The sequence below is a fragment of the Enterococcus columbae DSM 7374 = ATCC 51263 genome, assembly GCF_000406925.1.
GTDB classification, from domain to species: domain Bacteria; phylum Bacillota; class Bacilli; order Lactobacillales; family Enterococcaceae; genus Enterococcus_E; species Enterococcus_E columbae.
The window spans coordinates 5,474-32,049 of the sequence record NZ_KE136351.1 but is presented as its reverse complement, the minus strand read 5'-3'; the positions used below and the strand labels follow the sequence as shown (position 1 = coordinate 32,049).

The window sequence follows — 26,576 nt, the reverse complement described above, 5'->3', positions numbered from 1 at the left end:
AGTAATGAAGGGAAAACAAAAAAGTATCGGCTGGTTTATCGGCTTTGCGCTAATTAGTATTGCCTTACTTCCAGTTTTGCTATTATCTGTAATAAATTTTTTCAGTACAATTCATTCGTTGAAAACAAATGTTGCCAATACGCAAAAAGGGACAGTGTCAGCAGTGGTGGTAGCACAGCAAGAATTATTTGCCAATACCGATAATCAAATGCAAGAAATTGCCCAATTTGATGTCTTGCAAAATGCTTTTGATTTAAGTCAAATTGAGCATGCTTTGATTACTGCTAGTAAAGGGGATCATAATATTTTAAGTATGACCTTTGCGACTGAAAATGCGGCGGAATGTGTGTCAACTTTACCGCTACCGGCAGATTATGATGCGACTACCCGTCCGTGGTTTAAGGATGCTGTAGCCAAAATGAATACTTTGGTTTGGTCTGAGCCTTATCAAGATATTGATAGTGGTGATTTTGTTTCGACAGTTTCTTATGCCTTTAAAAATACGCAAGGACAGCTTGGGGTATTGACCGCAGATGTGTCATTTAAAGCGGTTAGTGATTTAATCAAGGCGTTAAATACTAGTGAAGGTGCGCAAGTTTCGTTGATTGCTAAATCAGGGATTGTGGTAGCCTCTTCTGATAAAGCGCTAGTGAATAAAAACTATCCTTTTGCGACATTATTTAAGTCGGTTGTACAAGCCAATAAAGAGGCCGATATTTTAAAGCTTAAACAAAAGGAATTTGCTTCTGTTTATTTCAATCGTGGCACTGCGGCACATCCACTAATTGTCCTTGCTACGATGGATAAAGTGGTGATGCAAAAAACGCTATGGTTCCAAGTGCTAATTACAGTGGTTTTAATCTTAATCATGCTAGTTATTATTTTGATTAACGCCCTGTTCATTACCCGGTTGATTAAAGGGGTAGTCGCTTTATTTACGACCTATTTCAAACGAGTAGGCTCTGGACATCTTAGTAAGATTGATACGAAATCTGAGCAGGCAACGAAAACCGGTCAATCAATGCCACGTTTATTGTATCGGGCAGTCCATCCTGATGAAAAAGGCAATGAACTGCAACAAATGAGTGCACAATACAACTTAATGATTGATTCGGTGGCCCAATTAATTCAAGAGGTTCAAGCTGAAAGTAATGAAGTTTCCCAACGTTCAGCTTCTCTATTAGAGCTTTCCAAGCAAACCAATATGGCGACTGAAGAAGTGGCTGAGACCATCACTGGTATTGCACAAGTCACTGGCTCACAAGCCAACGAAACTGAGCGCAGTGTCAGCCAAATGAATGAATTATCAACGCATGTAAATGAATTGATGAATAGTGTTGAAGTGATGAGTCTGCAATCAGCTGAATCGGCAAGTATTAATCAATCAAGCATGCAATTGATGGGTGAAGTGAATGGTAGCTGGCAAGATGAAATGCAACAAATGGAAGAATTGATGCGTAGTATGGATGAAATGAATGATATGATTCAAAATATTACGCAGATCATTCAGGTAATTAATGACATTTCTTATCAAACCAACTTACTAGCCTTAAATGCTTCTATTGAGGCGGCTCGCGCTGGTGAATCAGGAAAAGGGTTTGCGGTGGTCGCTTCTGAAATTCGCAATTTAGCTGAACAAAGCAAGGAATCTACTAAAGAAATTGCCGCAATTATCGAGCAAGTTCAGCATCGTTCGACAGAAATGGTTGAACAAACCTCGCGCTCATTAGCTGGTGGGGAAAAACAAACCACTTTAATTCATCAAGTGATTCAGACCGTACAAGAAGTTTTTGATAAGAACCAGACTTTGTTAAATAGTATTGAGAGCTTGGAAACAGTAGCTAATAGTATTACCAATGTCCAAGCTACTGTCTTAGAGAATTTAGAAAATATCTCAGCTTCAACAGAAGAAAATGCTGCCGGAACACAAGAAGTTTCAGCAAATGCTGAGGAGGTCTTGGCTACTTCTGAGGAATTTACGCAACATGTGAGTGATTTACGTCAGATTGCTGCTCAATTACAACGCTCAGCAAGCAAATTTACCCTTTCATAAAATACAAAATCAGGTAAAGGTGCTTTACCTGATTTTTTGTAGGTAGCATTTCATTTTATAAATAATTAGAATGAAAAAAAGTAAAGATAAAAAGATTGTATCAAATTCAACCGATAAATTTTTGCAAAAATTGACCTATCCTCCTACTATAGAGGTGTAGTAATAAATAAAGCTAAATTGGAGGAATTTATATGTGTACATCAATTACTTATACTACTAAAGATCATTATTTTGGCCGTAATTTTGATTACGAGCTTTCCTATGGTGAACAGGTAGTGGTGACACCTAGAAATTATGTCTTTGAATTTCGCAAAGAAGCACCATTAAAAAATCATTATGCAATAATTGGTATCGCAACAGTGGTCAATGACTATCCTCTTTATTACGATGCAACAAACGAGAAAGGGTTAAGTATTGCTGGTTTAAACTTTGCAGGCTTAGCTGATTATAAACCTTATGTTGAAGGAAAAGATAATATCACTCCTTTTGAATTGATTCCGTGGCTACTAGGTCGTTGTGCCAACGTGAGTCAAGCGCGTGAATTGCTTGATCGGATGAATTTAGTAAAGATCAACTTTAGTCCAGAATTACCTTTAGCTGATTTGCATTGGATGTTATCTGATCAAAATGAATCGATTGTTATTGAGTGTGTGAAAGAAGGACTGAAAATATATGATAACCCAATTGGTGTACTGACAAATAATCCAGAGTTTAAACAACAAGTTTTTCAATTGAACAATTACCGTTCGTTGTCTACCAAAACACCTGCAGATACCTTTGCTAAGGGATTGAATCTTGATGTATATAGTCGTGGGATGGGTGGCTTAGGCTTGCCTGGTGATTTATCTTCTAGTTCACGTTTCATCAAAGCAACTTTTACAAAATGGAATTCTGTTTCTGGTGAGTCAGAGGCAGAAAGTGTTGGTCAATTTTTCCATATTTTAGGGTCTGTTGAACAACAAATGGGCTTATGTGATGTAGGGGATGAAAAGTACGAACATACCATTTATTCTTCTTGTTGCAATATGGATAAAGGGATTTTTTACTATCGAAGCTATCACAATAGTCAAATTACTGGCGTGGATATGCATAAAGAAGATTTAGATGGTCAAAAATTAGCTTGCTATCCATTGATTAATGAACAACAGTTTAATATTGTAAATGCGTAAAATTTAGATAACTAATAATAAAGAAGAGATAGTCAAGGGCTTTGGCTATCTCTTTTGATCTTATTTGTGTGAAAATGTAACGAAATTTTGTTTATCTAGTATTTGTTTGATTGGGAAATATAAAATGCTGACAATTAAAATGGTAGTTACGACATTAATTAAGGTTGCTGGTAATTTGATGCTAGCAGCCAACCAAGCTTGTGAGACATCAGCCCCACTGATTAATAGAAAGACGAAATTTTTCAACTGAGTCATCAAAAGCTTGGCCAAACCAGTAACCACCCCGACAAAGATAAGTTGAGGTAATTTAAGTGGCTTTTCTTTAAAAAGACGGATGGCTCCATAGCTAAAAGCAGCAACGATAAAGCATTCGAGAACAAAATAAGGTGCTTCAGTTGCATAACCATTAAGCAAATCAAAAAGTGCAAAGCCAATGCTACCGGCTAAAGCCCCCTTAGTATAATCTAACAATAACACCGCTAGTAAAAACATAGCATTTCCTAGATGAACAAAGGCTCCGGTAGGTAAGGGGATTTTTAGTGTTGTACCGATAAAAACTAAGGCACTAAATAATGCAACTAAGGTAATTGAAAAAATAGATTTATTTTGCATAAGGGAGTTGCTCCTTTCTTTGTTGTGTATGAAAATAAGCACCATGCCAGACATGACCGACATAAGGGTTGATGTGTAGCCCCTCGTTGATGGCTTGATACACGAAATCCTTGGCCAATTTGACCGCTGCTTCATAAGAAAAACCAAGGGCTAGTCCTGCGGTGATGGCGGCTGAGAAGGTACAACCGGCTCCGTGATTGGTATCTTTGTTGATTTTAGGTGCACGCAGTAGTTGAAGGTTGATTCCGTCGTAGTATAGGTCGATGGCTTCTTCTGTCTGAGTCAGCCGATGCCCCCCTTTAATGACTACTTGCTTGGCGCCAAGTAGCTGGATACGTTTAGCTGCTTGTTTCATCTGTTCAATGGTCGTGATATCTCCCATTTCTGATAAAATTCCCGCTTCGATTAAGTTAGGTGTAGTGATGGTGGCTAAAGGGATTAGCTTGTTTTTGAGTTGCTCAACCACATCTGGTTGTAAGATGTTAGCCGTTCCTTTACAAGCGATGACCGGATCAATGACGATATGGGCAATGGAACAATATTTAATTAATTCCGCGACCATTTCAGCATTCGCAGCGTCACCCAACATGCCTGTTTTTAGTGCGCGAATGTTTTTACTAGCTGTGGCGCTTAAGAATTGAGCATTAATTAAATCTGGAGATAAAGGGGTAACGTGGTGTTGCCAATTTTGTTGTTCATCCATAGTGACGATAGACGTGATTGTTGAAAAACCAAACAGACCAAACTCTTCAAAGGTTTTTAAGTCTGCTTGTATGCCGGCGCCTGCTGTAGAGTCAGAACCAGCGATAGTAAGTGCTTGATAAACCATAAGCAAAACTCCTTTTTTAATCAGTAGTTGCCAACTAGCTACTCGGAAAATTCGCCTCGTCGGTTGAAAAACGTTGAAAAAAATGAGTGCTTCCGTTTTTCAACCGCCGAGTAATCCTCGAATTTTCTCGTAGCTGATCCAGTTGGCCCCTATCCTTTTTAATCAGTAGTTGCCAACTAGCTACTCGGAAAATTCGCCTCGTCGTTTGAAAAAGTAGGTGCTTTTGTTTTTCAACCGCCGAGTACTCCTCGAATTTTCTCGTAGCTAATCCAGTTGGCCCCTATCCTTTTTTATAGATTATAAAGAAATAAGTGTAAAAGAAAAGAACCAATTGGCTTGTTTTTTTACCAACCAATTGGTTCTTTTTTAAAATTTAGACAATTCATTTGTAATTTGGGCGAATTTTTCACTAAACGCTATTTGGTGCTGACTAGCTAAATGCGCATAATTTAAACGGAAGGCTTGTTTATTTTTACTATATAAGAAGCTAGGTGCAATCAATAATTTATTTTTTAAAAAGAGCTGCCAATCGTTGCGTTTTAAGGGTTGTCCTTTCCAAGTTAAATATAGATAAAAACCACCAGCTACTGCGTTAACAGTCCAAGCATGCTGAAAGCTTTGTAAAATGTTGAACGTTTCAGTCTGACGTTGTTGTAGCTTCTTTAGCAAGGTTTGTTGCTTAGTCGTGTAATCATCGGCACTTAAAGCAGCTGTAGCCATTAGCTGCGGAAAGATATCCGTTGCCCGCTCGCTATCTCTTTTGGTTTGTAAAAATGATTGTAGCAGTGGTTTAGGCGCGCAAAGCCAACCAATTTTAATCGTTGCGCTAAAAATTTTTGATAAAGAGCCCAAGTAAATCACTTGATTTGGTGCTAATTGTTTCAATCGTGGGAGCGGCTGTTTAAAATTCAATTCGCCGAAAACATCATCTTCAATAATTAAAACCTGATATTTTTGGCAAAGTGCGATAATTTCCTGTCTTCTAGCCAGCGACATTTGACAAGTCGTGGGATTTTGAAAATCAGGATTAAGATAAAGCAGCTTTACTTTTCCTTGTTTTAGGCAATCTTCTAAGGCGTTTGGCTCAATCCCTTCATGATCCATTGGAATACCAATTAGCTGAATTTGATTAGAAGCGAGCCAAGGCAAAGCAAATAAAAAGGAAGGATCCTCTGTAGCGATACAATCACCATGCTGTAATAGTGTATCAAAAATAATTGAAATCCCTTGTGTGGAGCCAGAAGTTACCAACAATTCATCTTGAGGAATCGATAAATCAAATTGGCGCTTAAGCTGTTGGCGAATGCTTTCCTTTAATGGTTGATAGCCAGATAAGGCTAATTGCTGTTGCTTAGATAATACATTCTCCCATGAATAGCTTGGGATTTGAAAATCTTGAATAAAGTCTAAAGGGAGATCGCCACTATATAAATCGATACTGTCAGCATGAGGTTGGAGTGATTTCAATTCCTGTACAAAAGGATCCTCGCGTGTCAGCTGTGTAAAGAGCAATTGTGACCATTGAAAATGTGGCGTGTGTCGATTGGCTAGCCTGCTGTTAGCGATAATTGTTTTGCTGCCAGGAATGCGTTCGATCCATCCAAGACTGACCAATTCTTCCAACGCCCGACCAACCGTTGAACGATTCACACCATAAAGCGTTGCTAATTTGCGTTCAGCTGGCAAACTATCATCAGGGGCAAGGGTCCCTTCTTCAATGCCGCGAATGATGTCTTGCATGATTTGCTGATAATAAGGTTGATGATGATTACGATCGATTTCAAACATAGCAGCATCCTCCCCAAAATATTTTTGATCTTTTTACATCGACTAATTGCTTAATGAATGATTTCTACTATATAATATAGCGATTCTTTTCAATTAATTAAAGCAAAAAAAATAGCGACAATCAAAACATTCTTACCTAGATAAAGTAAAATTGAAAACTTATTGATATTTTTTCATATTTTCAAGAAAAAAGGCTTGCATCAAAGGGAAACATATACTATAATCAAAAAGGTGCTGTTCATAGAAATGAACGTACTTGCAGAGAAAAAATCTGCCGGCTAAGAAACGAGAGGTTGCGACACGCCCGGACGCTTTGCCATGGTCGAGCGTGACGGAAAATTTTCGTGGAGCTATGTCTACTTGTCAAAATAGGCGAAGGAGGGAAACTAAATGGCAAAACAAAAAATTCGTATCCGTTTAAAAGCGTATGAACATCGTATTTTAGATCAATCAGCGGATAAAATTGTAGAAACTGCAAAAAGAACTGGAGCAGATGTGTCTGGTCCAATTCCATTACCAACAGAACGTAGTCTTTACACAATTATTCGTGCGACTCACAAATACAAAGATTCACGCGAACAATTCGAAATGCGTACACACAAACGTCTAATCGACATTGTGAACCCAACACCAAAGACAGTTGATGCTTTAATGAAGCTTGACTTACCATCAGGTGTAAATATCGAAATCAAACTATAATCAATTAATTAAGATGGAGGTGTAATCATGACCAAAGGAATCTTAGGGAAAAAAGTGGGAATGACACAAATCTTCACTGAATCTGGAGAATTAATCCCAGTTACTGTTGTAGAAGCTACTCCAAACGTAGTATTACAAGTGAAAACTGTTGAAACTGACGGCTATGAAGCCATTCAAGTTGGTTTTGAAGATATGCGCGAAGTTTTGTCTAACAAACCTGCGAAAGGTCATGTTGCAAAAGCAAACACGGCTCCTAAGCGCTTCATTCGTGAATTCAAGGGTGTTGAGCTTGAGGGCTTAGAAGTAGGATCAGAAATTAAAGTGGATGTGTTCCAAGCTGGAGACATCGTTGACGTTACAGGAACAACTAAAGGTAAAGGATTCCAAGGCGTTATCAAACGTCATGGACAAAGCCGCGGACCAATGGCTCACGGTTCTCGTTACCATCGTCGTCCTGGATCAATGGGTCCAGTTGCACCAAACCGCGTATTCAAGAATAAACACCTTGCTGGCCGTATGGGAGGCAACCGCGTAACAATTCAAAATCTTGAAATCGTACGTGTAGATGCTGAACGTAACGTAATCTTAATCAAAGGTAACGTGCCAGGCGCGAAGAAATCATTGATTACAATCAAATCAGCTGTGAAGGCTAAATAATAGATAGGAAGAAAGGAGGAACTAAGGAATGCCAAACGTAGCATTATTTAAACAAGATGGAAGCCAAATTGGCGAAATTACTTTAAATGAAGAAATTTTTGGAATTGAACCTAATGAAAGTGTTGTATTTGATGCAGTTATCATGCAACGTGCTTCATTAAGACAAGGTACACACGCTGTTAAAAACCGTAGCGCAGTAAGCGGTGGCGGACGCAAACCATGGCGTCAAAAAGGAACAGGTCGTGCACGTCAAGGTTCTATTCGTTCACCACAATGGCGTGGAGGTGGCGTTGTATTTGGACCAACACCACGTTCATACGGCTACAAACTTCCTAGAAAAGTTCGTCGTTTAGCAATGAAATCTGTTTTATCAGAAAAAGTTGCTTCAAATAACTTGGTAGCAGTTGATGCATTAAGCTTCGAAGCTCCAAAAACTAAAGAATTCAAACAAGTTCTTGCTAACTTATCAATTGATACAAAAGTATTAGTAGTATTAGAGCCAGGTAATGACTTTGCTGCTTTATCAGCTCGTAACTTACCAAACGTAAGCGTAGTTGCTTCTGACAACGTAAGCGTACTTGATGTTGTATCAAATGACAAATTATTAGTAACTCAAACTGCTCTTACTCAAATTGAGGAGGTGCTTGCATAATGAACTTACTAGATGTCATCAAACGTCCAGTAATCACTGAAAAGTCTATGAACGCTATGGAAGCGAACAAATACACTTTTGAAGTGGATACTCGTGCAAACAAAACATTAGTAAAACAAGCTGTAGAAGCTGCTTTCGATGTAAAAGTTAAAGAAGTAAACATCGTAAACGTACGTCCTAAATTCAAACGTATGGGTAAATATGCAGGTTATACAAACAAACGTCGCAAAGCAATTGTGACATTAACAAAAGATTCTAAAGCAATTGAATTATTTGGCGCTGAATAAGCCAAATATTACGAAAGTTAAAATAGGAGGGAAATAGACGTGGCGATTAAAAAGTACAAACCTACCTCAAATGGTCGTCGTAATATGACTTCTTCTGATTTTGCTGAAATTACTACATCAAAACCAGAAAAAACATTATTAGCGCCATTGAAAAACAATGCTGGCCGTAACAACAACGGACGCATTACTGTACGTCACCAAGGTGGCGGTCACAAACGTCAATACCGTTTGATCGATTTCAAACGTAATAAAGATAATGTTGTCGCTAAAGTTGCAACAATCGAATACGATCCAAACCGTTCTGCAAACATTGCGTTATTGCACTACGAAGATGGAGTAAAAACTTATATCTTAGCACCTAAAGGCCTAGAAGTTGGCATGACAGTTGTTTCTGGTCCTGAAGCTGATATCAAAGTGGGTAATGCTTTACCATTAGAAAACATTCCAGTTGGTACAGTTATCCACAACATCGAATTAAAACCTGGTAAAGGTGGACAATTAATTCGTTCAGCTGGTACAAGTGCTCAAGTATTAGGTAAAGAAGGTAAATACGTTCTTATCCGCTTGAACTCAGGTGAAGTTCGTATGATCTTAGCAACATGCCGTGCAACAATCGGTGCTGTTGGTAACGAACAACACGAATTAATTAACATTGGTAAAGCCGGTCGTGCTCGTTGGATGCGTAAACGTCCTACTGTTCGCGGTAGCGTAATGAACCCTAATGATCACCCACACGGTGGTGGTGAAGGTCGTGCTCCAATCGGACGTAAAGCACCAGTTTCACCTTGGGGTCAACCAGCTCTTGGCTTCAAAACTCGTAACAAGAAAGCTAAATCAGATAAGCTTATCGTTCGTCGTCGTAAGACTAAATAATTTTTATGACCATGTGTCGCACATTTTGAGAGGAGGTTCACCATGGGTCGTAGCTTAAAGAAAGGACCTTTTGTCGATGACCATTTGATGAAAAAGGTCGAAGCACAACAAGGTGTTGAAAAGAAAAAAGTAATCAAAACTTGGTCTCGTCGTTCTACAATCTTCCCAAGTTTTGTTGGATTCACAATCGCTGTGTATGATGGACGTAAACACGTGCCTGTTTACATTCAAGAAGACATGGTAGGACATAAATTAGGTGAATTTGCACCAACAAGAACTTATCGTGGCCACGCAGCTGACGATAAGAAAACAAAACGTTAGTCTGAGGGGAGGATATACAAATGGCAGAACAAATTACATCAGCTAAAGCAACTGCTAAAACAGTACGCACATCTCCTCGTAAAGCGCGTTTAGTTATCGACTTAATCAGAGGAAAAAGCGTTGCTGAAGCAATTGCAATCTTAAAATTTACACCAAACAAAGCTGCTGGAATCATTGAAAAAGTATTGATGTCAGCAATTGCGAATGCTGAAAATAATTTTGACTTAGATGTTGAAAACTTATTCGTTTCTGAAGCTTTCGTAAACGAAGGACCAACAATGAAACGTTTCCGTCCACGTGCGAAAGGATCAGCTTCACCAATCAACAAACGTACAAGTCATATTACGGTAGTCGTATCAGAAAAATAAGGAGGGACAATCAGTGGGTCAAAAAGTACATCCAATTGGAATGCGTGTAGGCATCATCCGTGACTGGGATGCAAAATGGTATGCTGAAAAAGAGTATGCTGAATTTCTACACGAAGATTTAAAAATTCGTAAATTTATCGCATCTAAACTTGCTGATGCCGCTGTGTCAACAATCGAAATCGAACGCGCTGCAAATCGCGTGAACGTTTCAATCCACACAGCTAAACCAGGTATGGTTATCGGTAAAGGCGGAGCTGAAGTCGAAAACCTACGTAAAGAATTAAACAAATTAACTGGTAAACGAGTACACATCAACATTGTGGAAATCAAAAAACCAGATTTAGATGCTAAATTAGTCGGCGAAGGTATTGCACGTCAATTAGAAAACCGTGTTGCTTTCCGTCGTGCTCAAAAACAAGCGATCCAACGCGCAATGCGTTCAGGCGCTAAAGGAATCAAAACACAAGTATCAGGTCGTTTAAACGGTGCTGATATCGCTCGTAGCGAAGGCTACTCAGAAGGAACAGTTCCACTTCACACATTGCGTGCAGACATCGACTACGCATGGGAAGAAGCAGATACAACATACGGAAAACTAGGAGTTAAAGTGTGGATCTATCGTGGAGAAGTTCTTCCAACTAAAAAAAACACTGAAAAAGGAGGGAAATAAGACATGTTAGTACCTAAACGTGTAAAACACCGTCGTGAGTTCCGTGGTAAAATGCGCGGGGAAGCTAAAGGCGGAAAAGAAATTACATTTGGTGAATACGGTTTGCAAGCTGTTGAATCTCATTGGATTACCAACCGTCAAATCGAAGCAGCCCGTATTGCTATGACTCGTTACATGAAACGTGGTGGGAAAGTATGGATTAAAATCTTCCCTCACAAATCTTATACTGCCAAAGCGATTGGGGTACGTATGGGATCTGGTAAAGGGGCACCTGAAGGATGGGTTGCACCAGTTAAACGCGGCAAAATCATGTTTGAAATTGCAGGCGTATCTGAAGAAGTAGCTCGTGAAGCATTACGTCTAGCTTCTCACAAATTACCAGTAAAAACTAAGATCGTAAAACGTGAGGAAATGGGTGGTGAATCGAATGAAGGTTAAAGAAATCAGAGAATTAACCACTGCCGAAATGCTAGATCAAGAAAAACAATTAAAAGAAGAATTGTTCAATCTTAGATTCCAATTAGCGACAGGCCAATTAGAAAACACTGCACGAATCAAAGAAGTACGTAAATCGATTGCACGCATCAAAACAGTATTGCGTGAACAAGCTAAGTAATCGTGGAAGGAGGCCATTCATCGTATGACTGAAGAAAGAAATCAACGTAAAGTTTACCAAGGTCGCGTAGTATCTGACAAAATGGATAAAACTATTACTGTTGTTGTTGAAACAAAACGTAACCATCCAATTTATGGTAAACGTCTGAACTATTCTAAGAAATACAAAGCTCACGATGAAAACAATGAAGCAAAAGTTGGAGATATCGTGAAAATTATGGAAACTCGTCCATTATCAGCTACAAAACGTTTCCGTCTAGTAGAGATTGTTGAAAAAGCAGTGATTATTTAATCAACGAGATTTTCCTATATAGATTTCTAATATTGTCAAATCTGAAAGGAGGATACACATCGTGATCCAAGCAGAAAGTCGTTTAAAAGTTGCTGATAACTCAGGCGCTCGTGAGATCTTAACGATCAAAGTTTTAGGCGGATCTGGCCGTAAAACAGCCAATATCGGTGACGTGATTGTTGCTACGGTTAAACAAGCAACGCCAGGTGGTGTTGTCAAAAAAGGTGACGTTGTTAAAGCCGTTATCGTTCGTACAAAATCAGGAGCTCGTCGTCCAGACGGTTCATACATTAAATTTGATGAAAATGCTGCGGTAATTATCCGTGATGATAAGAGCCCACGTGGAACTCGTATCTTCGGCCCAGTTGCTCGTGAATTACGCGAAAACAACTTCATGAAGATTGTTTCACTAGCACCAGAAGTATTATAATCTTTCATTTTAACATAAGGAGGTGCTACGAAAAGATGTTTGTTAAAAAAGGCGATAAAGTTAAAGTTATCACTGGAAAAGACAAAAATAAAGAGGGCGTAGTTTTAGCTGCGTTACCTAAACAAGATAAAGTCATCGTTGAAGGTGTAAACATTGTGAAGAAACACCAAAAACCTTCTCAAGCTGCTCCTCAAGGTGGAATCGTTGAAGTTGAAGCGCCAATTCACGTTTCTAACGTAATGGTTATCGATCCTTCAAACGGTCAACCAACAAAGGTTGCTTACAAAGAAGTTGATGGCAAAAAAGTCCGTGTTTCTAAGAAAACCGGTGAAGTTTTAGATAAATAATAAATACAAGGAAGGAGGGGCTTACTGAATGAACCGCCTTAAAGAAAAATATACAAAAGAAGTTGTTCCATCTTTAATGGAAAAATTTTCATATAGCTCAGTTATGCAAGTACCTAAAGTTGAAAAAATCGTAATCAACATGGGTGTTGGTGATGCTGTATCAAACGCTAAAAACTTAGATAAAGCTGTTGAAGAATTACAATTAATTTCAGGTCAAAAACCTTTAATTACTAAAGCTAAAAAATCAATCGCTGGTTTCCGTTTACGTGAAGGAATGCCAATCGGTGCGAAAGTTACTTTACGTGGAGAAAGAATGTATGAATTCTTAGACAAACTAGTAACAGTTTCTCTACCACGTGTACGTGACTTCCATGGTGTAAGCAAAAAAGCATTTGATGGACGTGGAAACTATACTTTAGGTATCAAAGAACAATTAATCTTCCCTGAAGTGGATTACGATTTGGTAGATAAAGTACGTGGTATGGATATCGTTATTGTAACTACAGCTCAAACAGATGAAGAATCTCGTGAGTTGTTAACACAATTAGGCATGCCATTTGCAAAATAATAAAAGGAGGCGAACTACGTGGCTAAAAAATCAATGATTGCTAAGAACAAACGCCCTGCAAAATTCTCAACTCAAGAATATACTCGTTGCGAACGTTGCGGACGTCCACATTCAGTTTATCGTAAATTTAAACTTTGCCGTATTTGCTTCCGCGAACTTGCCTACAAAGGTCAAATTCCCGGCGTGAAGAAAGCTAGCTGGTAAAAAAGTAAATTCGCATAAAGGAGGTAAATCATCTAATGGTCATGACAGATCCAATTGCAGATTTTCTAACTCGTATTCGTAATGCCAACATGGTAAAACACGAAGTTTTAGAAGTACCTGCTTCAAAAATCAAACGTGACATCGCTGAAATCTTAAAACGTGAAGGTTTCGTACGTGATGTAGAATATATCGAAGATGACAAACAAGGCGTAATCCGTGTATTCTTAAAATACGGTAAAAACGGCGAACGTGTTATCACAAACTTAAAACGTATCTCAAAACCAGGTCTACGTGCTTATGTTAAAGCTGACGAAGTACCTAAAGTATTAAATGGTTTAGGGATTGCGATTATCTCAACTTCTGAAGGTGTAATCACTGACAAAGAAGCAAGAGCTAAAAATATCGGTGGCGAAGTTGTCGCTTACGTATGGTAATAAAAATTAATACACAAGGAGGTGCCTCTAAGTGAGTCGTATCGGTAATAAAGTTGTTGTTCTTCCTCAAGGTGTGGAAGTAAAACAAAACGGAAACGAAATTACAGTAAAAGGACCTAAAGGTGAATTAACTCGTACTTTCTCAGCTGATATTAAAATGAATATCGAAGGAAACGAAGTAACATTCACTCGTCCAGATGATTCTAAAGAAATGAAAACTATTCACGGAACTACTCGCGCTGTCTTCCATAACATGGTTGTTGGTGTAAGTGAAGGTTTCCAAAAAGCATTAGAACTAATCGGGGTTGGATACCGTGCTCAATTACAAGGTAAAAAACTTGTATTGAACGTTGGTTACTCACACCCAGTTGAAATCGAAGCACCAGCTGGTATCGAAATCGAAGTTCCTGCTAACACACAAGTTGTGGTTAAAGGAATTAGTAAAGAAGCTGTTGGTGAATTAGCAGCGAACATTCGTGGTGTTCGCCCACCAGAACCTTATAAAGGTAAAGGTATTCGCTACGTTGGTGAATATGTACGCCGTAAAGAAGGTAAAACTGGTAAATAATCGTAAACAACATTGTTTACGATTCGCGGCCTAGGCCAGCATAATAAAAGAGGTGACAATTGTGATTACAAAACCAGACAAAAATAAAACACGTCAAAAAAGACATCGTCGTGTACGTAACAAAATCTCTGGTACTGCTGAGTGCCCACGCTTGAACGTTTTCCGTTCTAACAAAAACATCTACGCTCAAATTATTGATGACGTAGCGGGTGTGACGCTAGCAAGTGCCTCTGCCTTAGATAAAGAAATTTCAGGTGGAACAAAAACTGAACAAGCACAAGCTGTTGGTAAATTAGTAGCTCAACGTGCTGCAGCAAAAGGTATTAAAAATGTAGTCTTTGACCGTGGTGGATACCTTTACCATGGCCGTGTAGCAGCTTTAGCACAAGCAGCTCGCGAAAATGGACTTGAATTTTAATAGAAGGAGGAACACCATTCATGGTTTATATTGATCCAAAACATTTGGAATTAGAAGACCGCGTTGTAGCGATCAACCGTGTAACAAAAGTTGTTAAAGGTGGACGTCGTTTACGTTTCGCAGCTTTAGTTGTTGTCGGTGACAAGAACGGACATGTAGGTTTTGGTACTGGTAAAGCGCAAGAAGTTCCAGAAGCTATCCGTAAAGCTGTTGAAGATGCGAAGAAAAACTTAATTGAAGTACCTATGGTTGGCACTACGATCCCTCACGAAGTTATTGGAACTTTCGGTGGTGGACGTATCCTAATGAAACCTGCTGTAGAAGGTTCTGGGGTTGTAGCTGGAGGACCAACTCGTGCAGTCTTAGAATTAGCTGGTATCGCTGATATCGCATCTAAATCTCTACGTTCAAACACTCCAATTAACGTTGTTCGTGCAACTATTGAAGGTTTGAAACAATTAAAACGTGCTGAAGAAGTAGCAGCACTACGCGGCAAATCAGTTGAAGAATTAATCGGTTAAGGAGGACAATAATAATGGCTGAATTAAAAATTACTTTAAAACGCAGTGTTATCGGACGTCCTCAAAGCCAACGCAAAACTGTTCAAGCGTTAGGTCTAACAAAAGTGAATAGCTCAGTTGTAAAACCTGCTAACGATGCAATCAAAGGTATGGTTAACGCTGTTTCTCACTTAGTGGACGTTAAAGAAGTTTAATAAAAGATAGATATTTTAGATTTAGAATTGATTAAGGAGGTGCCAAAAACATGAAACTTCATGAATTAAAACCTGCAGAAGGTTCTCGTCAAGTACGCAACCGTGTTGGTCGTGGAACTTCATCAGGTAATGGTAAAACAGCAGGACGTGGACAAAAAGGGCAAAAAGCTCGTTCAGGTGGTGGAGTACGTCTTGGTTTTGAAGGGGGACAAACTCCATTGTTCCGTCGTTTACCAAAACGTGGATTTACAAACATCAACCGTAAAGAATACGCTGTTGTTAACTTAGACGTTTTAAACCGTTTCGAAGATGGTGCAGAAGTAACTCCTGTAGCTTTAATCGAAGCTGGAATCGTGAAAAACGAAAAAGCTGGAATCAAAGTTTTAGGTAACGGCTCACTAACTAAGAAATTAACAGTGAAAGCTGCTAAGTTCTCAAAAGCCGCTGAAGAAGCAATCGTTGCTGCTGGTGGATCAATCGAGGTGATCTAATAGATGTTTAAATTGCTTAAAGATGCATTTAAAGTCAAAGACATCCGATCACGAATCCTATTTACAGTATTCATTTTGTTTATCTTCCGTTTAGGTACTCATATTACGATTCCGGGAGTAAACGCCGCTTCATTACAAAGTATCGCCGACCTACCCTTTCTAAATATGCTAAATTTAGTTAGTGGTAGCTCGATTCAGCGATTCTCTATCTTTGCAATGGGGGTTTCTCCATACATTACAGCTTCCATTATTGTTCAGCTTTTACAAATGGATATCGTTCCGAAGTTTGTAGAATGGTCAAAACAAGGGGAAGTCGGAAGACGTAAATTAAACCAAGCCACTCGTTATATTACGCTAGTGCTTGCGTTTGCCCAATCAGTTACAATTACAGCAGGGTTTAACTACTTCACACAGTTAGGTTTTGTGAAGAATCCTACTGTAACTACCTTTGTCTTAATTGGTTTTATCTTAACTACAGGAACAATGTTTGTTACTTGGTTAGGTGAACAAATTACGGAAAAAGGGATTGGTAATGGTGTGTCAATGATCATCTTTGCAGGGATTATCTCACAATTACCAGGAAGTATTAAAGAAATTGTTGAAGATTACTTCATTAATGTTGATTCTTCACAGTTGTGGAAATCAGCATTATTCGCAGTCGCATTAGTAATTGTTATTTTGGTTGTAATTACGTTTGTAACGTTTGTTCAACAAGCTGAACGTAAAATTCCAATCCAATATACTAAGCGCATGACCGGAGCGCCAACCAGTAGCTATTTACCGTTAAAAGTAAATGCCGCCGGGGTGATTCCAGTAATCTTTGCTAGTTCTTTTTTAACTACGCCTAGTGCGATTATTCAAGCACTAGCAAGCTCTCACAGTGATGAGAAATGGTATGAAGTAGTGACTACATTATTCAGTTATAACACAGTTCCTGGAGCTGCCTTATATACCGTTTTAATCGTAGGCTTTACTTTCTTCTATGCCTTTGTTCAAGTGAATCCAGAAAAATTAGCTGAAAACCTACAAAAGCAAGGAAGCTATATTCCAAGTATTCGCCCAGGTCGTGGTACCGAAGAATATGTTTCCGGTCTTTTAATGCGTTTAAGCACAGTTGGTTCTGTATTCTTAGGTTTGGTTGCTCTATTACCAATCATTGCACAAATGGTTTGGAATTTACCTGGATCTATCGGATTGGGAGGAACAAGTTTATTAATCGTTATCGGTGTGGCCTTAGAGTCTGCTAAACAGCTTGAAGGTTTAATGCTGAAACGTAAATATACTGGTTTTATCAATTAAGTTTTTGAAGTGTTGAGGAATCTCCTCAACACTATTCATAAACTTTCTAGGAGGAATGAAGCATGAACCTCATTTTAATGGGATTACCAGGCGCTGGAAAAGGGACCCAAGCTGAGAAAATCATTGCTGAGTACCAAATTCCACATATTTCTACTGGCGATATGTTTCGCGCTGCCATTGCTAACGAAACAGCGTTAGGCTTAGAAGCAAAATCTTATATGGATCGTGGGGAATTAGTACCTGACGAAGTGACCAACGGAATCGTAAAAGAACGTTTGGCCCAAGCAGATACTGAAAAAGGCTTCTTATTAGATGGCTTTCCACGTACTTTAGATCAAGCCAAAGCATTAGATCAAATGCTTAGCGAATTAGGTAAAAAAATTGATGCAGTGATTGACATCAATGTACCTGAATCTGTTTTAGTTGAAAGATTAACTGGACGTTATATGTGCCGTAATTGTGGTGCAAGCTTCCACAAAATCTTTAAACCAACTAAAGTTGAAGGAACATGTGACCGTTGTGGTGAACATGAATTCTATCAACGTGATGATGACAAGCCAGAAACTGTAAAAAATCGTTTGGCTGTAAACATCAAAAATAGCGAACCAATTCTTGCCTATTATAAAGAGCAAGGCTTATTGAAATCAATTGATGGTGATCGCGATATCGATGCTGTGTTTGCCGATGTACAATCAATTATTGACTAACACTCAATCGCCCGCAAAACCAACTTGAAAAAAGCAACTTTCTCTTGATAAATTGGTAGGATCTATGGTATAATTTTCAAGTCCGACTTCTAGTATTATTTTTGTACTAGGAGCATTGTTTTGAGAATCTCAGGTGGAAGATAATTCCGCCGTTTTATCGTATGTAAGGTACGAAAATGTACAAGGAGGTACTGTGCGTGGCAAAAGAAGATATGATTGAAGTCGAAGGTACAGTCGTCGAAACTTTGCCGAATGCAATGTTTAAAGTCGAGTTGGAAAATGGCCATCAAGTGCTTGCCACTGTATCTGGTAAAATTAGAATGCACTACATTCGTATTTTACCTGGTGACAAGGTAACAGTTGAGTTATCTCCGTATGACTTAACTCGTGGTCGTATTACTTACCGCTTTAAATAATTGTACTCCGTAAATCATTAGGAGGTATTATCATGAAAGTAAGACCATCAGTAAAACCAATGTGTGAACATTGTAAAGTAATTCGTCGTAAAGGACGCGTTATGGTGATTTGCCCAGCAAATCCAAAACACAAACAACGTCAAGGATAATTGGAGGTGTAACAGAATATGGCTCGTATTGCAGGAGTAGATATTCCTCGTGAAAAACGTGTTGTTGTTTCATTAACATACATTTATGGTATTGGTACAGCAACTGCAAAAGAAATCTTAGCAAAAGCTGGTGTATCTGAAGATGTTCGCGTACGTGATTTAACAAACGAACAAACAGATGCTATCCGTGCTGAAGTTGACAAATTAAAAGTAGAAGGTGACCTTCGTCGTGAAGTCAACCTTAACATCAAACGCTTGATGGAAATCGGTTCATACCGTGGTATGCGTCATCGCCGTGGTTTGCCAGTTCGTGGTCAAAACACTAAGAATAACGCACGTACTCGCAAAGGTCCATCTAAGACAGTTGCAGGTAAGAAAAAATAATTAACTAATTAGTGAAGGAGGTTAACACTTCATGGCAGGAAAAAAAGTGAGTCGTAAACGCCGTGTCAAAAAGAATATTGAATCTGGTGTTGCTCATATTCATTCAACATTCAACAATACAATCGTCATGATTACTGACGTTCATGGTAATGCATTGGCTTGGTCTTCAGCAGGTGCATTAGGATTTAAAGGAAGCAGAAAATCAACTCCGTTTGCTGCACAAATGGCAGCTGAAACTGCAGCTAAAGCAGCTATGGAACACGGATTAAGAACAGTTGAGGTTACTGTTAAAGGCCCTGGTTCAGGACGTGAAGCAGCAATTCGTTCATTACAAGCAGCAGGTTTAGAAGTTACTGCAATCCGTGATGTAACTCCAGTTCCTCATAATGGATGCCGCCCTCCAAAACGCCGTCGTGTTTAATGAGTGCTGCTCATTTTGAGTTTCAACAATGGTCATTGAACAAGACACTTTTCGTTTTGAAAGGGGTAAGTGATAAGAATGATTGAATTCGAAAAACCAAGAATTTCAAAAATTGATGAAGAAAAAGATTATGGCAAGTTCATCGTTGAACCTTTGGAAAGAGGCTATGGTACTACTTTAGGTAATTCTCTTCGTCGTATCTTGTTGTCTTCATTACCAGGGGCAGCTATCACCAATATTCAAATTGAAGGTGTGTTACACGAATTTTCTACTATCAAAGGTGTTAGAGAAGACGTTGCACAAATTATTTTGAATGTAAAAGGTTTAGCTTTAAAATTGTACGGTTCTGAGGAAAAAACTTTAGAAATCGATATTACAGGTCCTGCAGTTGTCACTGCTGGGGATATTCTTGTTGATTCTGATGTAGAAATCCTTAACAAAGATATGTACATTTGTAGCGTCAGCGAAGGAGCTACTTTCCGTGCGCGCTTAACAGTGAAAGCCGGTCGTGGTTACGTACAAGCTGATGAAAACAAAAAAGAAGATATGCCAATTGGCGTGCTTCCAGTCGATTCAATTTACACACCAGTACGTCGTGTCAACTACCAAGTTGAAAACACTCGTGTTGGTCGTCGTGATGTATTCGATAAATTAACAATGGAAATTTGGACTGATGGATCAATCGAACCTTTAGATGCTATGAGTTTAGCTGCTAAAATCATGACTGAACATTTAGATATTTTTGTGAACCTAACTGATGAAGCAAAACATGCTGAAATCATGGTTGAAAAAGAAGAAACACAAAAAGAAAAAATGTTGGAAATGACAATTGAAGAATTAGATTTATCTGTTCGTTCTTATAACTGTTTGAAACGTGCAGGCATTAATACTGTACAAGAATTAACCAACAAATCTGAACCAGAAATGATCAAAGTTCGTAACTTAGGTCGTAAATCTCTAGAAGAGGTTAAAGCGAAGTTACATGATTTAGGTTTAGGTTTACGTAAAGATGACTAAAATATCGATTGAGGGAGGGAAAACCAAATGAGTTATCGTAAATTAGGACGTACATCTTCTCAACGTAAAGCGATGTTACGTGACTTAACAACTGATTTATTTATCAACGAACGTATCGTTACAACTGAAGCTCGTGCGAAAGAAGTACGTTCAACTGCTGAAAAAATGATCACTTTAGGAAAACGTGGTGACTTACACGCTCGTCGTCAAGCTGCTGCTTTTGTACGCAATGAAATTGCTGACATTCGCGAAGAAAACGACAAGATCGTTGTTGAATCAGCTTTACAAAAGCTATTCAATGATATCGCACCTCGCTATGCTGACCGTAATGGTGGTTACACTCGCATCTTGAAGACAGAACCAAGACGTGGAGATGCTGCACCAATGGTTATCCTAGAGCTTGTTTAATAGTTACACTTTTCATCACTTTATAGATGTTTATTAGAGTGTTATGATGTTGGAAGTTTATACTTTCCGAGTCTAGCTCGTCGCTACCCTCTGATGAGAGTCATCAGGGGGTATGCACTCATCATAAGGTGTTTTTTTTATAGTTGATTTTTGTGTCAAGACATAAAGTAGACGCAAAAATGAATTATGAAAAAAACGTTTTCTAAAAGCCAAGCAAGAGGAATTGAATTTTCTCTTGTTTTTTGGTATTGTTAGGGCTAGTGAATAGCATTTAAGGAGAAATTATGAAACCGATTATAGAAATGAATAATATTACGTTTCGCTATCAAGTTGAAGACACTATTCCCGCATTAAATGATGTTTCACTATCGATTCATCAAGGTGAATGGATTGCCATTATTGGTCATAATGGTTCTGGAAAGTCGACTTTAGCTAAAACGATTAACGGCTTACTTTTACCTGAAGCTGGTACTATTAAAATTAATGGTCAAGAGGTCAATGAAAAAAATATTTGGGATATTCGTCGGAATGTCGGGATGGTTTTTCAAAATCCAGACAATCAATTTGTTGGCTCAACAGTTGAAGACGATGTTGCTTTTGGTTTAGAAAATCAAGGCATTCCACGTGAAGAGATGCTTATTCGAGTAAAAGAATCACTTGAACAAGTTCGCATGGCTGAATTTATGAAGAAGGAGCCTTCCCGACTATCTGGTGGTCAAAAACAACGAGTTGCGATTGCCGGCATTGTTGCTTTACGGCCAAATGTTATTATTTTGGATGAAGCCACCAGTATGTTAGATCCAGAAGGCCGACTAGAAGTGATTGCTACGGTGAAAAAAATCAAGGAAGAAAATAATTTAACCGTCTTATCAATCACCCATGATATTGATGAAGCAGCTAATGCGAATCGAATCTTTGTCATGAAAAAGGGCCAATTGATTCAAGAGGGTACACCGGAAGAGATTTTTTCTGCAGGCGAAAAGCTCATCGAATTAGGGCTGGATTTACCGTTTCCTGAACGTTTAAAGGCTGCTTTAAAACAAGCTGGCTTAAATGTTCCAACTGATTATATGACTGAAGAAAGGATGGTTGATTGGCTATGGACATCCGTTTTGAAAAAGTAGATTTTACCTATCAGCCGAATACCCCTTTTGAACATCGGGCGCTATTTGATATTGATTTACAGATTCAATCAGGTAGCTATACTGCAATTATTGGTCATACCGGTAGTGGAAAATCGACTTTACTTCAGCATTTAAATGCTTTATTAAAACCAACTGCTGGTACTGTAACCATTGGCGAGCGTAAGATTACGCCAGAAAGTGATAACAAAAATCTAAAGCCGGTTCGTAAAAAGGTAGGGATTGTTTTCCAATTCCCTGAATCACAATTATTTGAAGAAACAGTTGAAAAGGATATTGCTTTTGGCCCACAAAACTTTGGGGTAAGCCAAGCGGATGCCTATGCCCTAGCGAAAGAGACCTTACAGCTAGTCGGCCTTGATGAGAGCTATTTACAGCGTTCACCATTTGATCTATCTGGTGGGCAAATGCGTCGTGTGGCGATTGCTGGAGTATTAGCTATGCAGCCAGAGATTTTAGTCTTAGATGAGCCAACAGCCGGCTTAGATCCTCAAGGACGCAAGGAAATGATGGATATGTTTTGGCGCCTACATAAAGAACAAGGCTTAACCCTAGTCTTAGTCACTCATTTGATGGATGATGTCGCTGATTATGCTGATTATGTTTATGCCTTAGAAAAGGGACGAGTGGTTAAAGAAGGAACACCAGAGCTGGTCTTTCAAGATTTTCAATGGCTACAAGAAAAGCAATTAGGTTTACCGACGGCGACTCAATTTGCTTTAAAATTACAAGAAAAAGGGATGCATTTTAAGCAATTACCACTGACTGCTAAGGCTTTAGCTGATGAAATTATGCAGCAAGGGGGATTGATTCATGAATAAACTGATTTTTGGTCGCTATATTCCTGGAAATTCACTTATTCATCAAATGGATCCACGTGCCAAGCTATTAGCTAGCTTTTATTTCATAGGGATTATCTTCTTAGCGAATAATTGGCAATCTTATGCGTTATTAGCAATTTTTACTTTTGTGGCAGTAGGTTTATCTAAAATTAATTTATTGTTCTTTATACGTGGATTAAGAGCGTTGATCGGCTTGATTTTGTTTACAGTTTTCTTACAGGTCTTCTTTACTAATGGAGGTACCATCTATTGGCAATGGGGAATTTTCCGTTTAACGGAATATGGGGTAACGAATGGGATTTTTATTTTCTGTCGATTCGTTTTAATTATCTTCATGTCGACATTATTAACCTTAACCACGCTACCTTTAGAATTGTCAGATGCAATTGAGTCATTATTACGCCCATTAAAAGCCTTCAAATTACCTGTCCACGAGTTTTCATTAATGCTATCAATTGCTTTACGTTACGTGCCAACATTAATGGATGAAACAGAAAAAATTATGAATGCTCAACGCGCACGCGGGGTGGATTTTTCTGAGGGAAATCTCATTCAAAAAATGCGGGCGATTATTCCATTGTTAATTCCACTATTTGTAAGCAGCTTTACACGCGCAATCGATCTTGCTTATGCAATGGAAGCGCGAGGCTATCAAGGGGGCAATGGACGCACCAAATATCGCTTGCTTGAATGGAAATTATTAGACACGATTACGATATTAACCTTTGTATTATTAACGGCCCTTTTAGTGTTAGTAAGAAATTAAAGTGGTTCTTTGTCAACTAGTGTTGTTGGCAATTAAGTCGATGGGAGAGGAAGTTATTTTTTCGATGACTTTCTCTCCTGTTTTTATTTTCTTTTTCAATCGATGCTTTTTGTCAAACAGGCAGCTAAGCGTGCAAGGGTGACCGAGACGAAGATCGGTCACTTGCAAAGCCCTTGCACAAGCGAAAGCTCGCCTGTTACAATAGCAGTCTGATTGAGAAAGAGATTTAGGCGGATTTCTCCCCACAATTTCTTTTAGTTGGTTGTTTTGTATGCCAATTTTCTTCGTATAAAAAGATTCTTCTTCGCATATTACTAAAGTTTCTAAATCCAAAAGCCACTCGCTGAAAGACCTTGATTAAATTGTTTTTCCCTTCTAATTTTCCGTTGGAGTAAGGGGATTGTATCGCATTTTTTATAGCGTGTGTATGTTTGATTAAATATTTCAGCGATTTTTTAAAGGCTATATCTAAGTCTTCAGGTAGCGTGTGAAGAATATGGAAGAATTCGTCTAGCTGCTTTTGATGAAAACAAGCAAGTAGCTCTTGATAAATCTGGTAACACTGTCTGAATGCATCATCAAAACTAAGTAACGTATCCACCACCTCAGTCTGTGTCACATATCTTCGATCGAATAAGGGATATTGTACATATTTCTCAAAGTTTAAGTGATCTTCAGGCATTAAAAGCAACTTCCAATAGCGTTTGAATTTATTGTAAGCACGTTGATTTTTATAGCGCAATGCTTTCATCACTTGAATTCTTTTTTTATTCAACGCTCGAGTGAGTTGTTGGATAATATGGAAACGATCAATGACAATTGATGCATTGGGCAATACTTCTTTAATGACATAAGGATAAGCGGCATTCATATCCATGACCACATATTTGACACGATTTCGACTTTCCAAACTAAAACGTAGAAAAAAGTCTTTAATTACGAAATTTCTGCGATCGTCTAAAATATCAATGATTTTCCCGGATTGTCCATCACTTAAAATAAAGCACATTTTCCCGTTACAATCGCTCGTTCCTTTGAATTCATCAATGAGCAGGCATTCTGGTAGTTGCATATGGTAAGGATTTAGCTCATAAGAGTAAGACTTTAAGATTCGTTCAACTGATTTAGGCGAGACAAAATAGCGCTTGGCGATATCCGTCATTGCACATTTTTGCTTCAAATCATGTAGGATAGCGAATTTCAATGCATTTGAAAGATAGCAACGTTCATCAACGATGTTTGTCGTAGCGGAAAACGTTTGTCCGCACGCTTTACAACGATAACGTTGCTTGTATAAACGCAGGTAGGTCGGCACATTTTGATAAGGAATCATTTGAATCAAACTAGCTTTAGGCGTATGCTTAATAACCGTACCTGACTTTCCACAAGAAGAACAACAATGGGGATTTTCAGGGTAGGAAAGCAAACCAGAAAAGACTTTAGAAAACACGCCATGGACCTTCTCGTCAGAAAATGCGTAAGCATAAGCAGGAAAAGTAATATGTTTATCCTTAATATTTAGGATATTTTTGATAAGATTCGTTGTACTTGCACAAGTTTTTTTGATATTATGTAAGAAAGACATCATGTTTCACTCCTTAATGGTTTTGGTCGACTTAATTATAGAGGAAACAGATGTCTTTTTCTATTGTTTCAAACAAAAAAAGATATTCAGCGTTATCCTCAATTTGAGTAACAACACTAAATATCATAGAACCATTAAAGTATTATACTTATTTAATTATAAATAGTTATCTGTCATTAGTTACAGATAACTATTTTTTGTTTGGAAGACAAAGTGTGGGGGAACTTTGAGTAAATAAACTGGTTTAAGCCAAAAATTCGTGACTTTAAAAATTTTACTAGGCAAACAAGCTTAGCTGACAAAAGTAACTGGCTATTTCTAAATTTGCTTACAAGGATAGGCAAATTGTCTAAATACACGCACCTCTCAGCTCACTTAGGCTTGAATAAATAAAAAGAGAACGCCTAATAAGCATATTTACAGAATCCACGATCAGGTATCAGTTATAATAGAATTAGACTACAGCCGAATCAACTAAGAAAGGTAGGATGATGATGGAAAAGGAAGAATTAAAAGCTAAAATTGGTCCACTAGCTTATACGGTGACCCAAGAAAATGCAACCGAACGTCCGTTTACTGGCGAATACGACGACTTTTTTGAAGCAGGGATTTATGTAGATGTCATCAGTGGTGAAGTGCTCTTTAGCTCTAGAGATAAATATCAAGCAGGTTGCGGCTGGCCAGCCTTCACTCAGCCGATTAATCGTAAAGTCATTAAAGAAAAGGCTGATTTTTCACATGGAATGCATCGAATAGAGGTTCGTAGCCAACAAGCTGACTCACATCTCGGACATGTTTTTACTGATGGCCCAATTGATAAGGGTGGACTACGCTATTGTATCAACTCAGCAGCTTTGAAATTTATCCCCCTAAATCAAATGGAAGCAGCTGGCTATGCAGCATATATCAAGGATGTTTTGTAATGAGATTCATTTGAACAGATTACACCAAAGATGTGAAGCAAGTTGGTCAGCTCCGAGCAAATAAGATCTAGTCTGGGAAAAATTCAGTGGTTATGGAAATTTTTCACCAGACTAGCTTATTTGACGAAGGAGCTACTTGCTAAACACAGATTACGCCAAGGATGTGAGACGGGTCGACCAGATACGAGCAGCTAACATTCTGGCTTAGATGCAACGGAGCTAGCCGTCGAACACAGATTACATTAAGGATGTGAAGCAGCTTGCTTAGACACGAGCGGATAAGTTTTCCAGTCTGGCAGAAAAGTCTGCTAAGGTGTAAAGACTTTCCTAGACAGACTGGCTTATACGACGAGTGTCTAGCTGCTAAACACAGATTACGCCAAGGATGTTTAGCGACTTGCTCAGCTACGAGAAAATTTGAGTGTTACTCGTCGTTAAAAAAATGGGAGAGGCTAAA

The 26,576-nt window shown here is 38.6% G+C and carries 39 protein-coding genes; 35 read left to right on the top strand and 4 right to left on the bottom strand.

Annotated elements, in window-relative coordinates; genetic code table 11:
- Positions 1-4 precede the first annotated feature (4 nt).
- Together RK02_RS10470 and bsh are read left to right on the top strand one after the other, a co-directional pair.
- Positions 5-2,053: a methyl-accepting chemotaxis protein gene (locus RK02_RS10470; protein WP_016184210.1), complete on the top strand. Its 2,049-nt coding sequence runs from the start codon at positions 5-7 to the stop codon at positions 2,051-2,053.
- 191 nt (positions 2,054-2,244) lie between these two features.
- Positions 2,245-3,222 carry a choloylglycine hydrolase gene (gene bsh, locus RK02_RS10465; RefSeq protein WP_016184209.1) on the top strand — a complete coding sequence of 326 codons (978 nt, stop codon included), beginning with the start codon at positions 2,245-2,247 and terminating at the stop codon, positions 3,220-3,222.
- 60 nt (positions 3,223-3,282) lie between these two features.
- Here bsh and RK02_RS10460 read toward each other — a convergent pair whose 3' ends face one another.
- From RK02_RS10460 to RK02_RS10450, 3 genes are all read right to left on the bottom strand, one after another.
- On the bottom strand, positions 3,283-3,834 hold the full coding sequence (locus tag RK02_RS10460) for an ECF transporter S component (RefSeq protein WP_016184208.1): 552 nt from the start codon (positions 3,832-3,834) through the stop codon (positions 3,283-3,285).
- Positions 3,824-4,663 carry a bifunctional hydroxymethylpyrimidine kinase/phosphomethylpyrimidine kinase gene (thiD, locus tag RK02_RS10455; RefSeq protein WP_016184207.1) on the bottom strand — a complete coding sequence of 280 codons (840 nt, stop codon included), beginning with the start codon at positions 4,661-4,663 and terminating at the stop codon, positions 3,824-3,826. Before thiD ends, RK02_RS10460 begins: the two co-directional genes overlap by 11 nt.
- 366 nt (positions 4,664-5,029) lie before the next feature.
- Positions 5,030-6,451 carry an aminotransferase-like domain-containing protein gene (locus tag RK02_RS10450; protein WP_016184206.1) on the bottom strand — a complete coding sequence of 474 codons (1,422 nt, stop codon included), beginning with the start codon at positions 6,449-6,451 and terminating at the stop codon, positions 5,030-5,032.
- A 390-nt stretch (positions 6,452-6,841) separates the two neighbouring features.
- Between RK02_RS10450 and rpsJ the strand changes: the two genes are divergently transcribed.
- The 32 genes from rpsJ (at position 6,842) to RK02_RS10290 (ending at position 23,611) form a co-directional block, all read left to right on the top strand.
- Positions 6,842-7,150 (top strand): 30S ribosomal protein S10, encoded by a 309-nt coding sequence (gene rpsJ, locus RK02_RS10445; RefSeq protein WP_016184205.1) that lies wholly within the window; start codon positions 6,842-6,844, stop codon positions 7,148-7,150.
- Between the two features lie 27 nt (positions 7,151-7,177).
- On the top strand, positions 7,178-7,807 hold the full coding sequence (gene rplC / locus RK02_RS10440; protein ID WP_016184204.1) for a 50S ribosomal protein L3: 630 nt from the start codon (positions 7,178-7,180) through the stop codon (positions 7,805-7,807).
- Positions 7,808-7,835: 28 nt separating this feature from the next.
- Positions 7,836-8,459 carry a 50S ribosomal protein L4 gene (rplD, locus tag RK02_RS10435; protein ID WP_016184203.1) on the top strand — a complete coding sequence of 208 codons (624 nt, stop codon included), beginning with the start codon at positions 7,836-7,838 and terminating at the stop codon, positions 8,457-8,459.
- Entirely contained in the window at positions 8,459-8,746 is a 288-nt protein-coding gene (locus RK02_RS10430; RefSeq protein ID WP_016184202.1) for a 50S ribosomal protein L23, read from the top strand. Before rplD ends, RK02_RS10430 begins: the two co-directional genes overlap by 1 nt.
- A gap of 39 nt (positions 8,747-8,785) precedes the next feature.
- Complete coding sequence (rplB, locus tag RK02_RS10425; protein WP_016184201.1) at positions 8,786-9,619, top strand: 50S ribosomal protein L2; 834 nt, start codon at positions 8,786-8,788, stop codon at positions 9,617-9,619.
- 42 nt (positions 9,620-9,661) lie between these two features.
- Positions 9,662-9,940, top strand: a complete 279-nt coding sequence (rpsS, locus tag RK02_RS10420; RefSeq protein WP_016184200.1) for a 30S ribosomal protein S19 — start codon at positions 9,662-9,664, stop codon at positions 9,938-9,940.
- 20 nt (positions 9,941-9,960) lie between these two features.
- Entirely contained in the window at positions 9,961-10,308 is a 348-nt protein-coding gene (gene rplV / locus RK02_RS10415; protein ID WP_016184199.1) for a 50S ribosomal protein L22, read from the top strand.
- Between the two features lie 13 nt (positions 10,309-10,321).
- Positions 10,322-10,978 (top strand): 30S ribosomal protein S3, encoded by a 657-nt coding sequence (rpsC, locus tag RK02_RS10410; RefSeq protein ID WP_016184198.1) that lies wholly within the window; start codon positions 10,322-10,324, stop codon positions 10,976-10,978.
- A 3-nt stretch (positions 10,979-10,981) separates the two neighbouring features.
- Positions 10,982-11,416, top strand: a complete 435-nt coding sequence (gene rplP / locus RK02_RS10405; RefSeq protein WP_016184197.1) for a 50S ribosomal protein L16 — start codon at positions 10,982-10,984, stop codon at positions 11,414-11,416.
- Positions 11,406-11,594, top strand: coding sequence for a 50S ribosomal protein L29 (rpmC, locus tag RK02_RS10400; protein ID WP_002288664.1), 189 nt, complete (start codon positions 11,406-11,408; stop codon positions 11,592-11,594). The genes rplP and rpmC overlap by 11 nt, the downstream gene beginning before the upstream one ends.
- 24 nt (positions 11,595-11,618) lie before the next feature.
- Positions 11,619-11,885 carry a 30S ribosomal protein S17 gene (rpsQ, locus tag RK02_RS10395; RefSeq protein WP_016184196.1) on the top strand — a complete coding sequence of 89 codons (267 nt, stop codon included), beginning with the start codon at positions 11,619-11,621 and terminating at the stop codon, positions 11,883-11,885.
- A 61-nt stretch (positions 11,886-11,946) separates the two neighbouring features.
- Positions 11,947-12,315: a 50S ribosomal protein L14 gene (gene rplN, locus RK02_RS10390; RefSeq protein ID WP_016184195.1), complete on the top strand. Its 369-nt coding sequence runs from the start codon at positions 11,947-11,949 to the stop codon at positions 12,313-12,315.
- Positions 12,316-12,350: 35 nt separating this feature from the next.
- Positions 12,351-12,662 carry a 50S ribosomal protein L24 gene (gene rplX / locus RK02_RS10385; protein WP_016184194.1) on the top strand — a complete coding sequence of 104 codons (312 nt, stop codon included), beginning with the start codon at positions 12,351-12,353 and terminating at the stop codon, positions 12,660-12,662.
- 28 nt (positions 12,663-12,690) lie between these two features.
- Positions 12,691-13,230, top strand: a complete 540-nt coding sequence (gene rplE / locus RK02_RS10380; RefSeq protein ID WP_016184193.1) for a 50S ribosomal protein L5 — start codon at positions 12,691-12,693, stop codon at positions 13,228-13,230.
- 18 nt (positions 13,231-13,248) lie between these two features.
- Positions 13,249-13,434, top strand: a complete 186-nt coding sequence (locus RK02_RS10375; protein WP_016184192.1) for a type Z 30S ribosomal protein S14 — start codon at positions 13,249-13,251, stop codon at positions 13,432-13,434.
- 35 nt (positions 13,435-13,469) lie between these two features.
- Complete coding sequence (gene rpsH, locus RK02_RS10370; RefSeq protein WP_016184191.1) at positions 13,470-13,868, top strand: 30S ribosomal protein S8; 399 nt, start codon at positions 13,470-13,472, stop codon at positions 13,866-13,868.
- Positions 13,869-13,899: 31 nt separating this feature from the next.
- The gene (gene rplF, locus RK02_RS10365) at positions 13,900-14,436 is read left to right on the top strand and encodes a 50S ribosomal protein L6 (RefSeq protein WP_016184190.1); all 537 of its coding nucleotides are present in this window, start codon (positions 13,900-13,902) and stop codon (positions 14,434-14,436) included.
- Positions 14,437-14,497: 61 nt separating this feature from the next.
- Positions 14,498-14,854 (top strand): 50S ribosomal protein L18, encoded by a 357-nt coding sequence (rplR, locus tag RK02_RS10360; protein ID WP_016184189.1) that lies wholly within the window; start codon positions 14,498-14,500, stop codon positions 14,852-14,854.
- Between the two features lie 20 nt (positions 14,855-14,874).
- The gene (rpsE, locus tag RK02_RS10355) at positions 14,875-15,375 is read left to right on the top strand and encodes a 30S ribosomal protein S5 (RefSeq protein WP_016184188.1); all 501 of its coding nucleotides are present in this window, start codon (positions 14,875-14,877) and stop codon (positions 15,373-15,375) included.
- Between the two features lie 14 nt (positions 15,376-15,389).
- Entirely contained in the window at positions 15,390-15,569 is a 180-nt protein-coding gene (rpmD, locus tag RK02_RS10350) for a 50S ribosomal protein L30 (RefSeq protein ID WP_016184187.1), read from the top strand.
- 50 nt (positions 15,570-15,619) lie between these two features.
- Positions 15,620-16,060, top strand: a complete 441-nt coding sequence (gene rplO / locus RK02_RS10345; RefSeq protein WP_016184186.1) for a 50S ribosomal protein L15 — start codon at positions 15,620-15,622, stop codon at positions 16,058-16,060.
- A gap of 3 nt (positions 16,061-16,063) precedes the next feature.
- Positions 16,064-17,359 carry a preprotein translocase subunit SecY gene (gene secY / locus RK02_RS10340; RefSeq protein WP_016184185.1) on the top strand — a complete coding sequence of 432 codons (1,296 nt, stop codon included), beginning with the start codon at positions 16,064-16,066 and terminating at the stop codon, positions 17,357-17,359.
- A gap of 62 nt (positions 17,360-17,421) precedes the next feature.
- On the top strand, positions 17,422-18,066 hold the full coding sequence (locus tag RK02_RS10335) for an adenylate kinase (protein WP_016184184.1): 645 nt from the start codon (positions 17,422-17,424) through the stop codon (positions 18,064-18,066).
- A gap of 197 nt (positions 18,067-18,263) precedes the next feature.
- On the top strand, positions 18,264-18,482 hold the full coding sequence (gene infA, locus RK02_RS10330; RefSeq protein ID WP_002356224.1) for a translation initiation factor IF-1: 219 nt from the start codon (positions 18,264-18,266) through the stop codon (positions 18,480-18,482).
- Between the two features lie 32 nt (positions 18,483-18,514).
- Positions 18,515-18,631 carry a 50S ribosomal protein L36 gene (gene rpmJ, locus RK02_RS10325; RefSeq protein ID WP_002288710.1) on the top strand — a complete coding sequence of 39 codons (117 nt, stop codon included), beginning with the start codon at positions 18,515-18,517 and terminating at the stop codon, positions 18,629-18,631.
- Between the two features lie 18 nt (positions 18,632-18,649).
- Positions 18,650-19,015: a 30S ribosomal protein S13 gene (gene rpsM / locus RK02_RS10320; RefSeq protein WP_016184183.1), complete on the top strand. Its 366-nt coding sequence runs from the start codon at positions 18,650-18,652 to the stop codon at positions 19,013-19,015.
- Positions 19,016-19,046: 31 nt separating this feature from the next.
- On the top strand, positions 19,047-19,436 hold the full coding sequence (rpsK, locus tag RK02_RS10315) for a 30S ribosomal protein S11 (protein ID WP_016184182.1): 390 nt from the start codon (positions 19,047-19,049) through the stop codon (positions 19,434-19,436).
- Positions 19,437-19,514: 78 nt separating this feature from the next.
- Positions 19,515-20,453: a DNA-directed RNA polymerase subunit alpha gene (locus RK02_RS10310; protein ID WP_016184181.1), complete on the top strand. Its 939-nt coding sequence runs from the start codon at positions 19,515-19,517 to the stop codon at positions 20,451-20,453.
- A 27-nt stretch (positions 20,454-20,480) separates the two neighbouring features.
- A complete protein-coding gene (gene rplQ, locus RK02_RS10305) occupies positions 20,481-20,861 on the top strand; it encodes a 50S ribosomal protein L17 (protein WP_016184180.1) in 381 nt (126 codons plus the stop codon).
- A 284-nt stretch (positions 20,862-21,145) separates the two neighbouring features.
- On the top strand, positions 21,146-21,985 hold the full coding sequence (locus tag RK02_RS10300) for an energy-coupling factor ABC transporter ATP-binding protein (protein WP_016184179.1): 840 nt from the start codon (positions 21,146-21,148) through the stop codon (positions 21,983-21,985).
- Positions 21,961-22,824 carry an energy-coupling factor ABC transporter ATP-binding protein gene (locus RK02_RS10295; RefSeq protein WP_018451741.1) on the top strand — a complete coding sequence of 288 codons (864 nt, stop codon included), beginning with the start codon at positions 21,961-21,963 and terminating at the stop codon, positions 22,822-22,824. Before RK02_RS10300 ends, RK02_RS10295 begins: the two co-directional genes overlap by 25 nt.
- A complete protein-coding gene (locus RK02_RS10290; RefSeq protein WP_016184177.1) occupies positions 22,817-23,611 on the top strand; it encodes an energy-coupling factor transporter transmembrane component T family protein in 795 nt (264 codons plus the stop codon). Before RK02_RS10295 ends, RK02_RS10290 begins: the two co-directional genes overlap by 8 nt.
- A 226-nt stretch (positions 23,612-23,837) precedes the next feature.
- Here RK02_RS10290 and RK02_RS10285 read toward each other — a convergent pair whose 3' ends face one another.
- Entirely contained in the window at positions 23,838-25,196 is a 1,359-nt protein-coding gene (locus tag RK02_RS10285) for an ISL3 family transposase (RefSeq protein WP_016182232.1), read from the bottom strand.
- Between the two features lie 494 nt (positions 25,197-25,690).
- Here RK02_RS10285 and msrB point away from each other — a divergent pair, with 494 nt between their 5' ends.
- Positions 25,691-26,119 carry a peptide-methionine (R)-S-oxide reductase MsrB gene (msrB, locus tag RK02_RS10280; protein WP_016184176.1) on the top strand — a complete coding sequence of 143 codons (429 nt, stop codon included), beginning with the start codon at positions 25,691-25,693 and terminating at the stop codon, positions 26,117-26,119.
- Positions 26,120-26,576 lie beyond the last annotated feature (457 nt).

What these genes read in the sequence shown, in the direction of transcription:
- RK02_RS10470 (WP_016184210.1), top strand. Translation starts at nt 5, where the DNA reads ATGAAGGGAAAACAAAAAAGTATCGGCTGGTTTATCGGCTTTGCGCTA.
- bsh (WP_016184209.1), top strand. Translation starts at nt 2,245, where the DNA reads ATGTGTACATCAATTACTTATACTACTAAAGATCATTATTTTGGCCGT.
- RK02_RS10460 (WP_016184208.1), bottom strand. Translation starts at nt 3,834, where the DNA reads ATGCAAAATAAATCTATTTTTTCAATTACCTTAGTTGCATTATTTAGT.
- thiD (WP_016184207.1), bottom strand. Translation starts at nt 4,663, where the DNA reads ATGGTTTATCAAGCACTTACTATCGCTGGTTCTGACTCTACAGCAGGC.
- RK02_RS10450 (WP_016184206.1), bottom strand. Translation starts at nt 6,451, where the DNA reads ATGTTTGAAATCGATCGTAATCATCATCAACCTTATTATCAGCAAATC.
- rpsJ (WP_016184205.1), top strand. Translation starts at nt 6,842, where the DNA reads ATGGCAAAACAAAAAATTCGTATCCGTTTAAAAGCGTATGAACATCGT.
- rplC (WP_016184204.1), top strand. Translation starts at nt 7,178, where the DNA reads ATGACCAAAGGAATCTTAGGGAAAAAAGTGGGAATGACACAAATCTTC.
- rplD (WP_016184203.1), top strand. Translation starts at nt 7,836, where the DNA reads ATGCCAAACGTAGCATTATTTAAACAAGATGGAAGCCAAATTGGCGAA.
- RK02_RS10430 (WP_016184202.1), top strand. Translation starts at nt 8,459, where the DNA reads ATGAACTTACTAGATGTCATCAAACGTCCAGTAATCACTGAAAAGTCT.
- rpsS (WP_016184200.1), top strand. Translation starts at nt 9,662, where the DNA reads ATGGGTCGTAGCTTAAAGAAAGGACCTTTTGTCGATGACCATTTGATG.
- rplV (WP_016184199.1), top strand. Translation starts at nt 9,961, where the DNA reads ATGGCAGAACAAATTACATCAGCTAAAGCAACTGCTAAAACAGTACGC.
- rplP (WP_016184197.1), top strand. Translation starts at nt 10,982, where the DNA reads ATGTTAGTACCTAAACGTGTAAAACACCGTCGTGAGTTCCGTGGTAAA.
- rpmC (WP_002288664.1), top strand. Translation starts at nt 11,406, where the DNA reads ATGAAGGTTAAAGAAATCAGAGAATTAACCACTGCCGAAATGCTAGAT.
- rpsQ (WP_016184196.1), top strand. Translation starts at nt 11,619, where the DNA reads ATGACTGAAGAAAGAAATCAACGTAAAGTTTACCAAGGTCGCGTAGTA.
- rplX (WP_016184194.1), top strand. Translation starts at nt 12,351, where the DNA reads ATGTTTGTTAAAAAAGGCGATAAAGTTAAAGTTATCACTGGAAAAGAC.
- rplE (WP_016184193.1), top strand. Translation starts at nt 12,691, where the DNA reads ATGAACCGCCTTAAAGAAAAATATACAAAAGAAGTTGTTCCATCTTTA.
- rpsH (WP_016184191.1), top strand. Translation starts at nt 13,470, where the DNA reads ATGGTCATGACAGATCCAATTGCAGATTTTCTAACTCGTATTCGTAAT.
- rpsE (WP_016184188.1), top strand. Translation starts at nt 14,875, where the DNA reads ATGGTTTATATTGATCCAAAACATTTGGAATTAGAAGACCGCGTTGTA.
- rpmD (WP_016184187.1), top strand. Translation starts at nt 15,390, where the DNA reads ATGGCTGAATTAAAAATTACTTTAAAACGCAGTGTTATCGGACGTCCT.
- rplO (WP_016184186.1), top strand. Translation starts at nt 15,620, where the DNA reads ATGAAACTTCATGAATTAAAACCTGCAGAAGGTTCTCGTCAAGTACGC.
- secY (WP_016184185.1), top strand. Translation starts at nt 16,064, where the DNA reads ATGTTTAAATTGCTTAAAGATGCATTTAAAGTCAAAGACATCCGATCA.
- RK02_RS10335 (WP_016184184.1), top strand. Translation starts at nt 17,422, where the DNA reads ATGAACCTCATTTTAATGGGATTACCAGGCGCTGGAAAAGGGACCCAA.
- rpmJ (WP_002288710.1), top strand. Translation starts at nt 18,515, where the DNA reads ATGAAAGTAAGACCATCAGTAAAACCAATGTGTGAACATTGTAAAGTA.
- rpsM (WP_016184183.1), top strand. Translation starts at nt 18,650, where the DNA reads ATGGCTCGTATTGCAGGAGTAGATATTCCTCGTGAAAAACGTGTTGTT.
- rpsK (WP_016184182.1), top strand. Translation starts at nt 19,047, where the DNA reads ATGGCAGGAAAAAAAGTGAGTCGTAAACGCCGTGTCAAAAAGAATATT.
- RK02_RS10310 (WP_016184181.1), top strand. Translation starts at nt 19,515, where the DNA reads ATGATTGAATTCGAAAAACCAAGAATTTCAAAAATTGATGAAGAAAAA.
- rplQ (WP_016184180.1), top strand. Translation starts at nt 20,481, where the DNA reads ATGAGTTATCGTAAATTAGGACGTACATCTTCTCAACGTAAAGCGATG.
- RK02_RS10300 (WP_016184179.1), top strand. Translation starts at nt 21,146, where the DNA reads ATGAAACCGATTATAGAAATGAATAATATTACGTTTCGCTATCAAGTT.
- RK02_RS10295 (WP_018451741.1), top strand. Translation starts at nt 21,961, where the DNA reads ATGGACATCCGTTTTGAAAAAGTAGATTTTACCTATCAGCCGAATACC.
- RK02_RS10290 (WP_016184177.1), top strand. Translation starts at nt 22,817, where the DNA reads ATGAATAAACTGATTTTTGGTCGCTATATTCCTGGAAATTCACTTATT.
- RK02_RS10285 (WP_016182232.1), bottom strand. Translation starts at nt 25,196, where the DNA reads ATGTCTTTCTTACATAATATCAAAAAAACTTGTGCAAGTACAACGAAT.
- msrB (WP_016184176.1), top strand. Translation starts at nt 25,691, where the DNA reads ATGGAAAAGGAAGAATTAAAAGCTAAAATTGGTCCACTAGCTTATACG.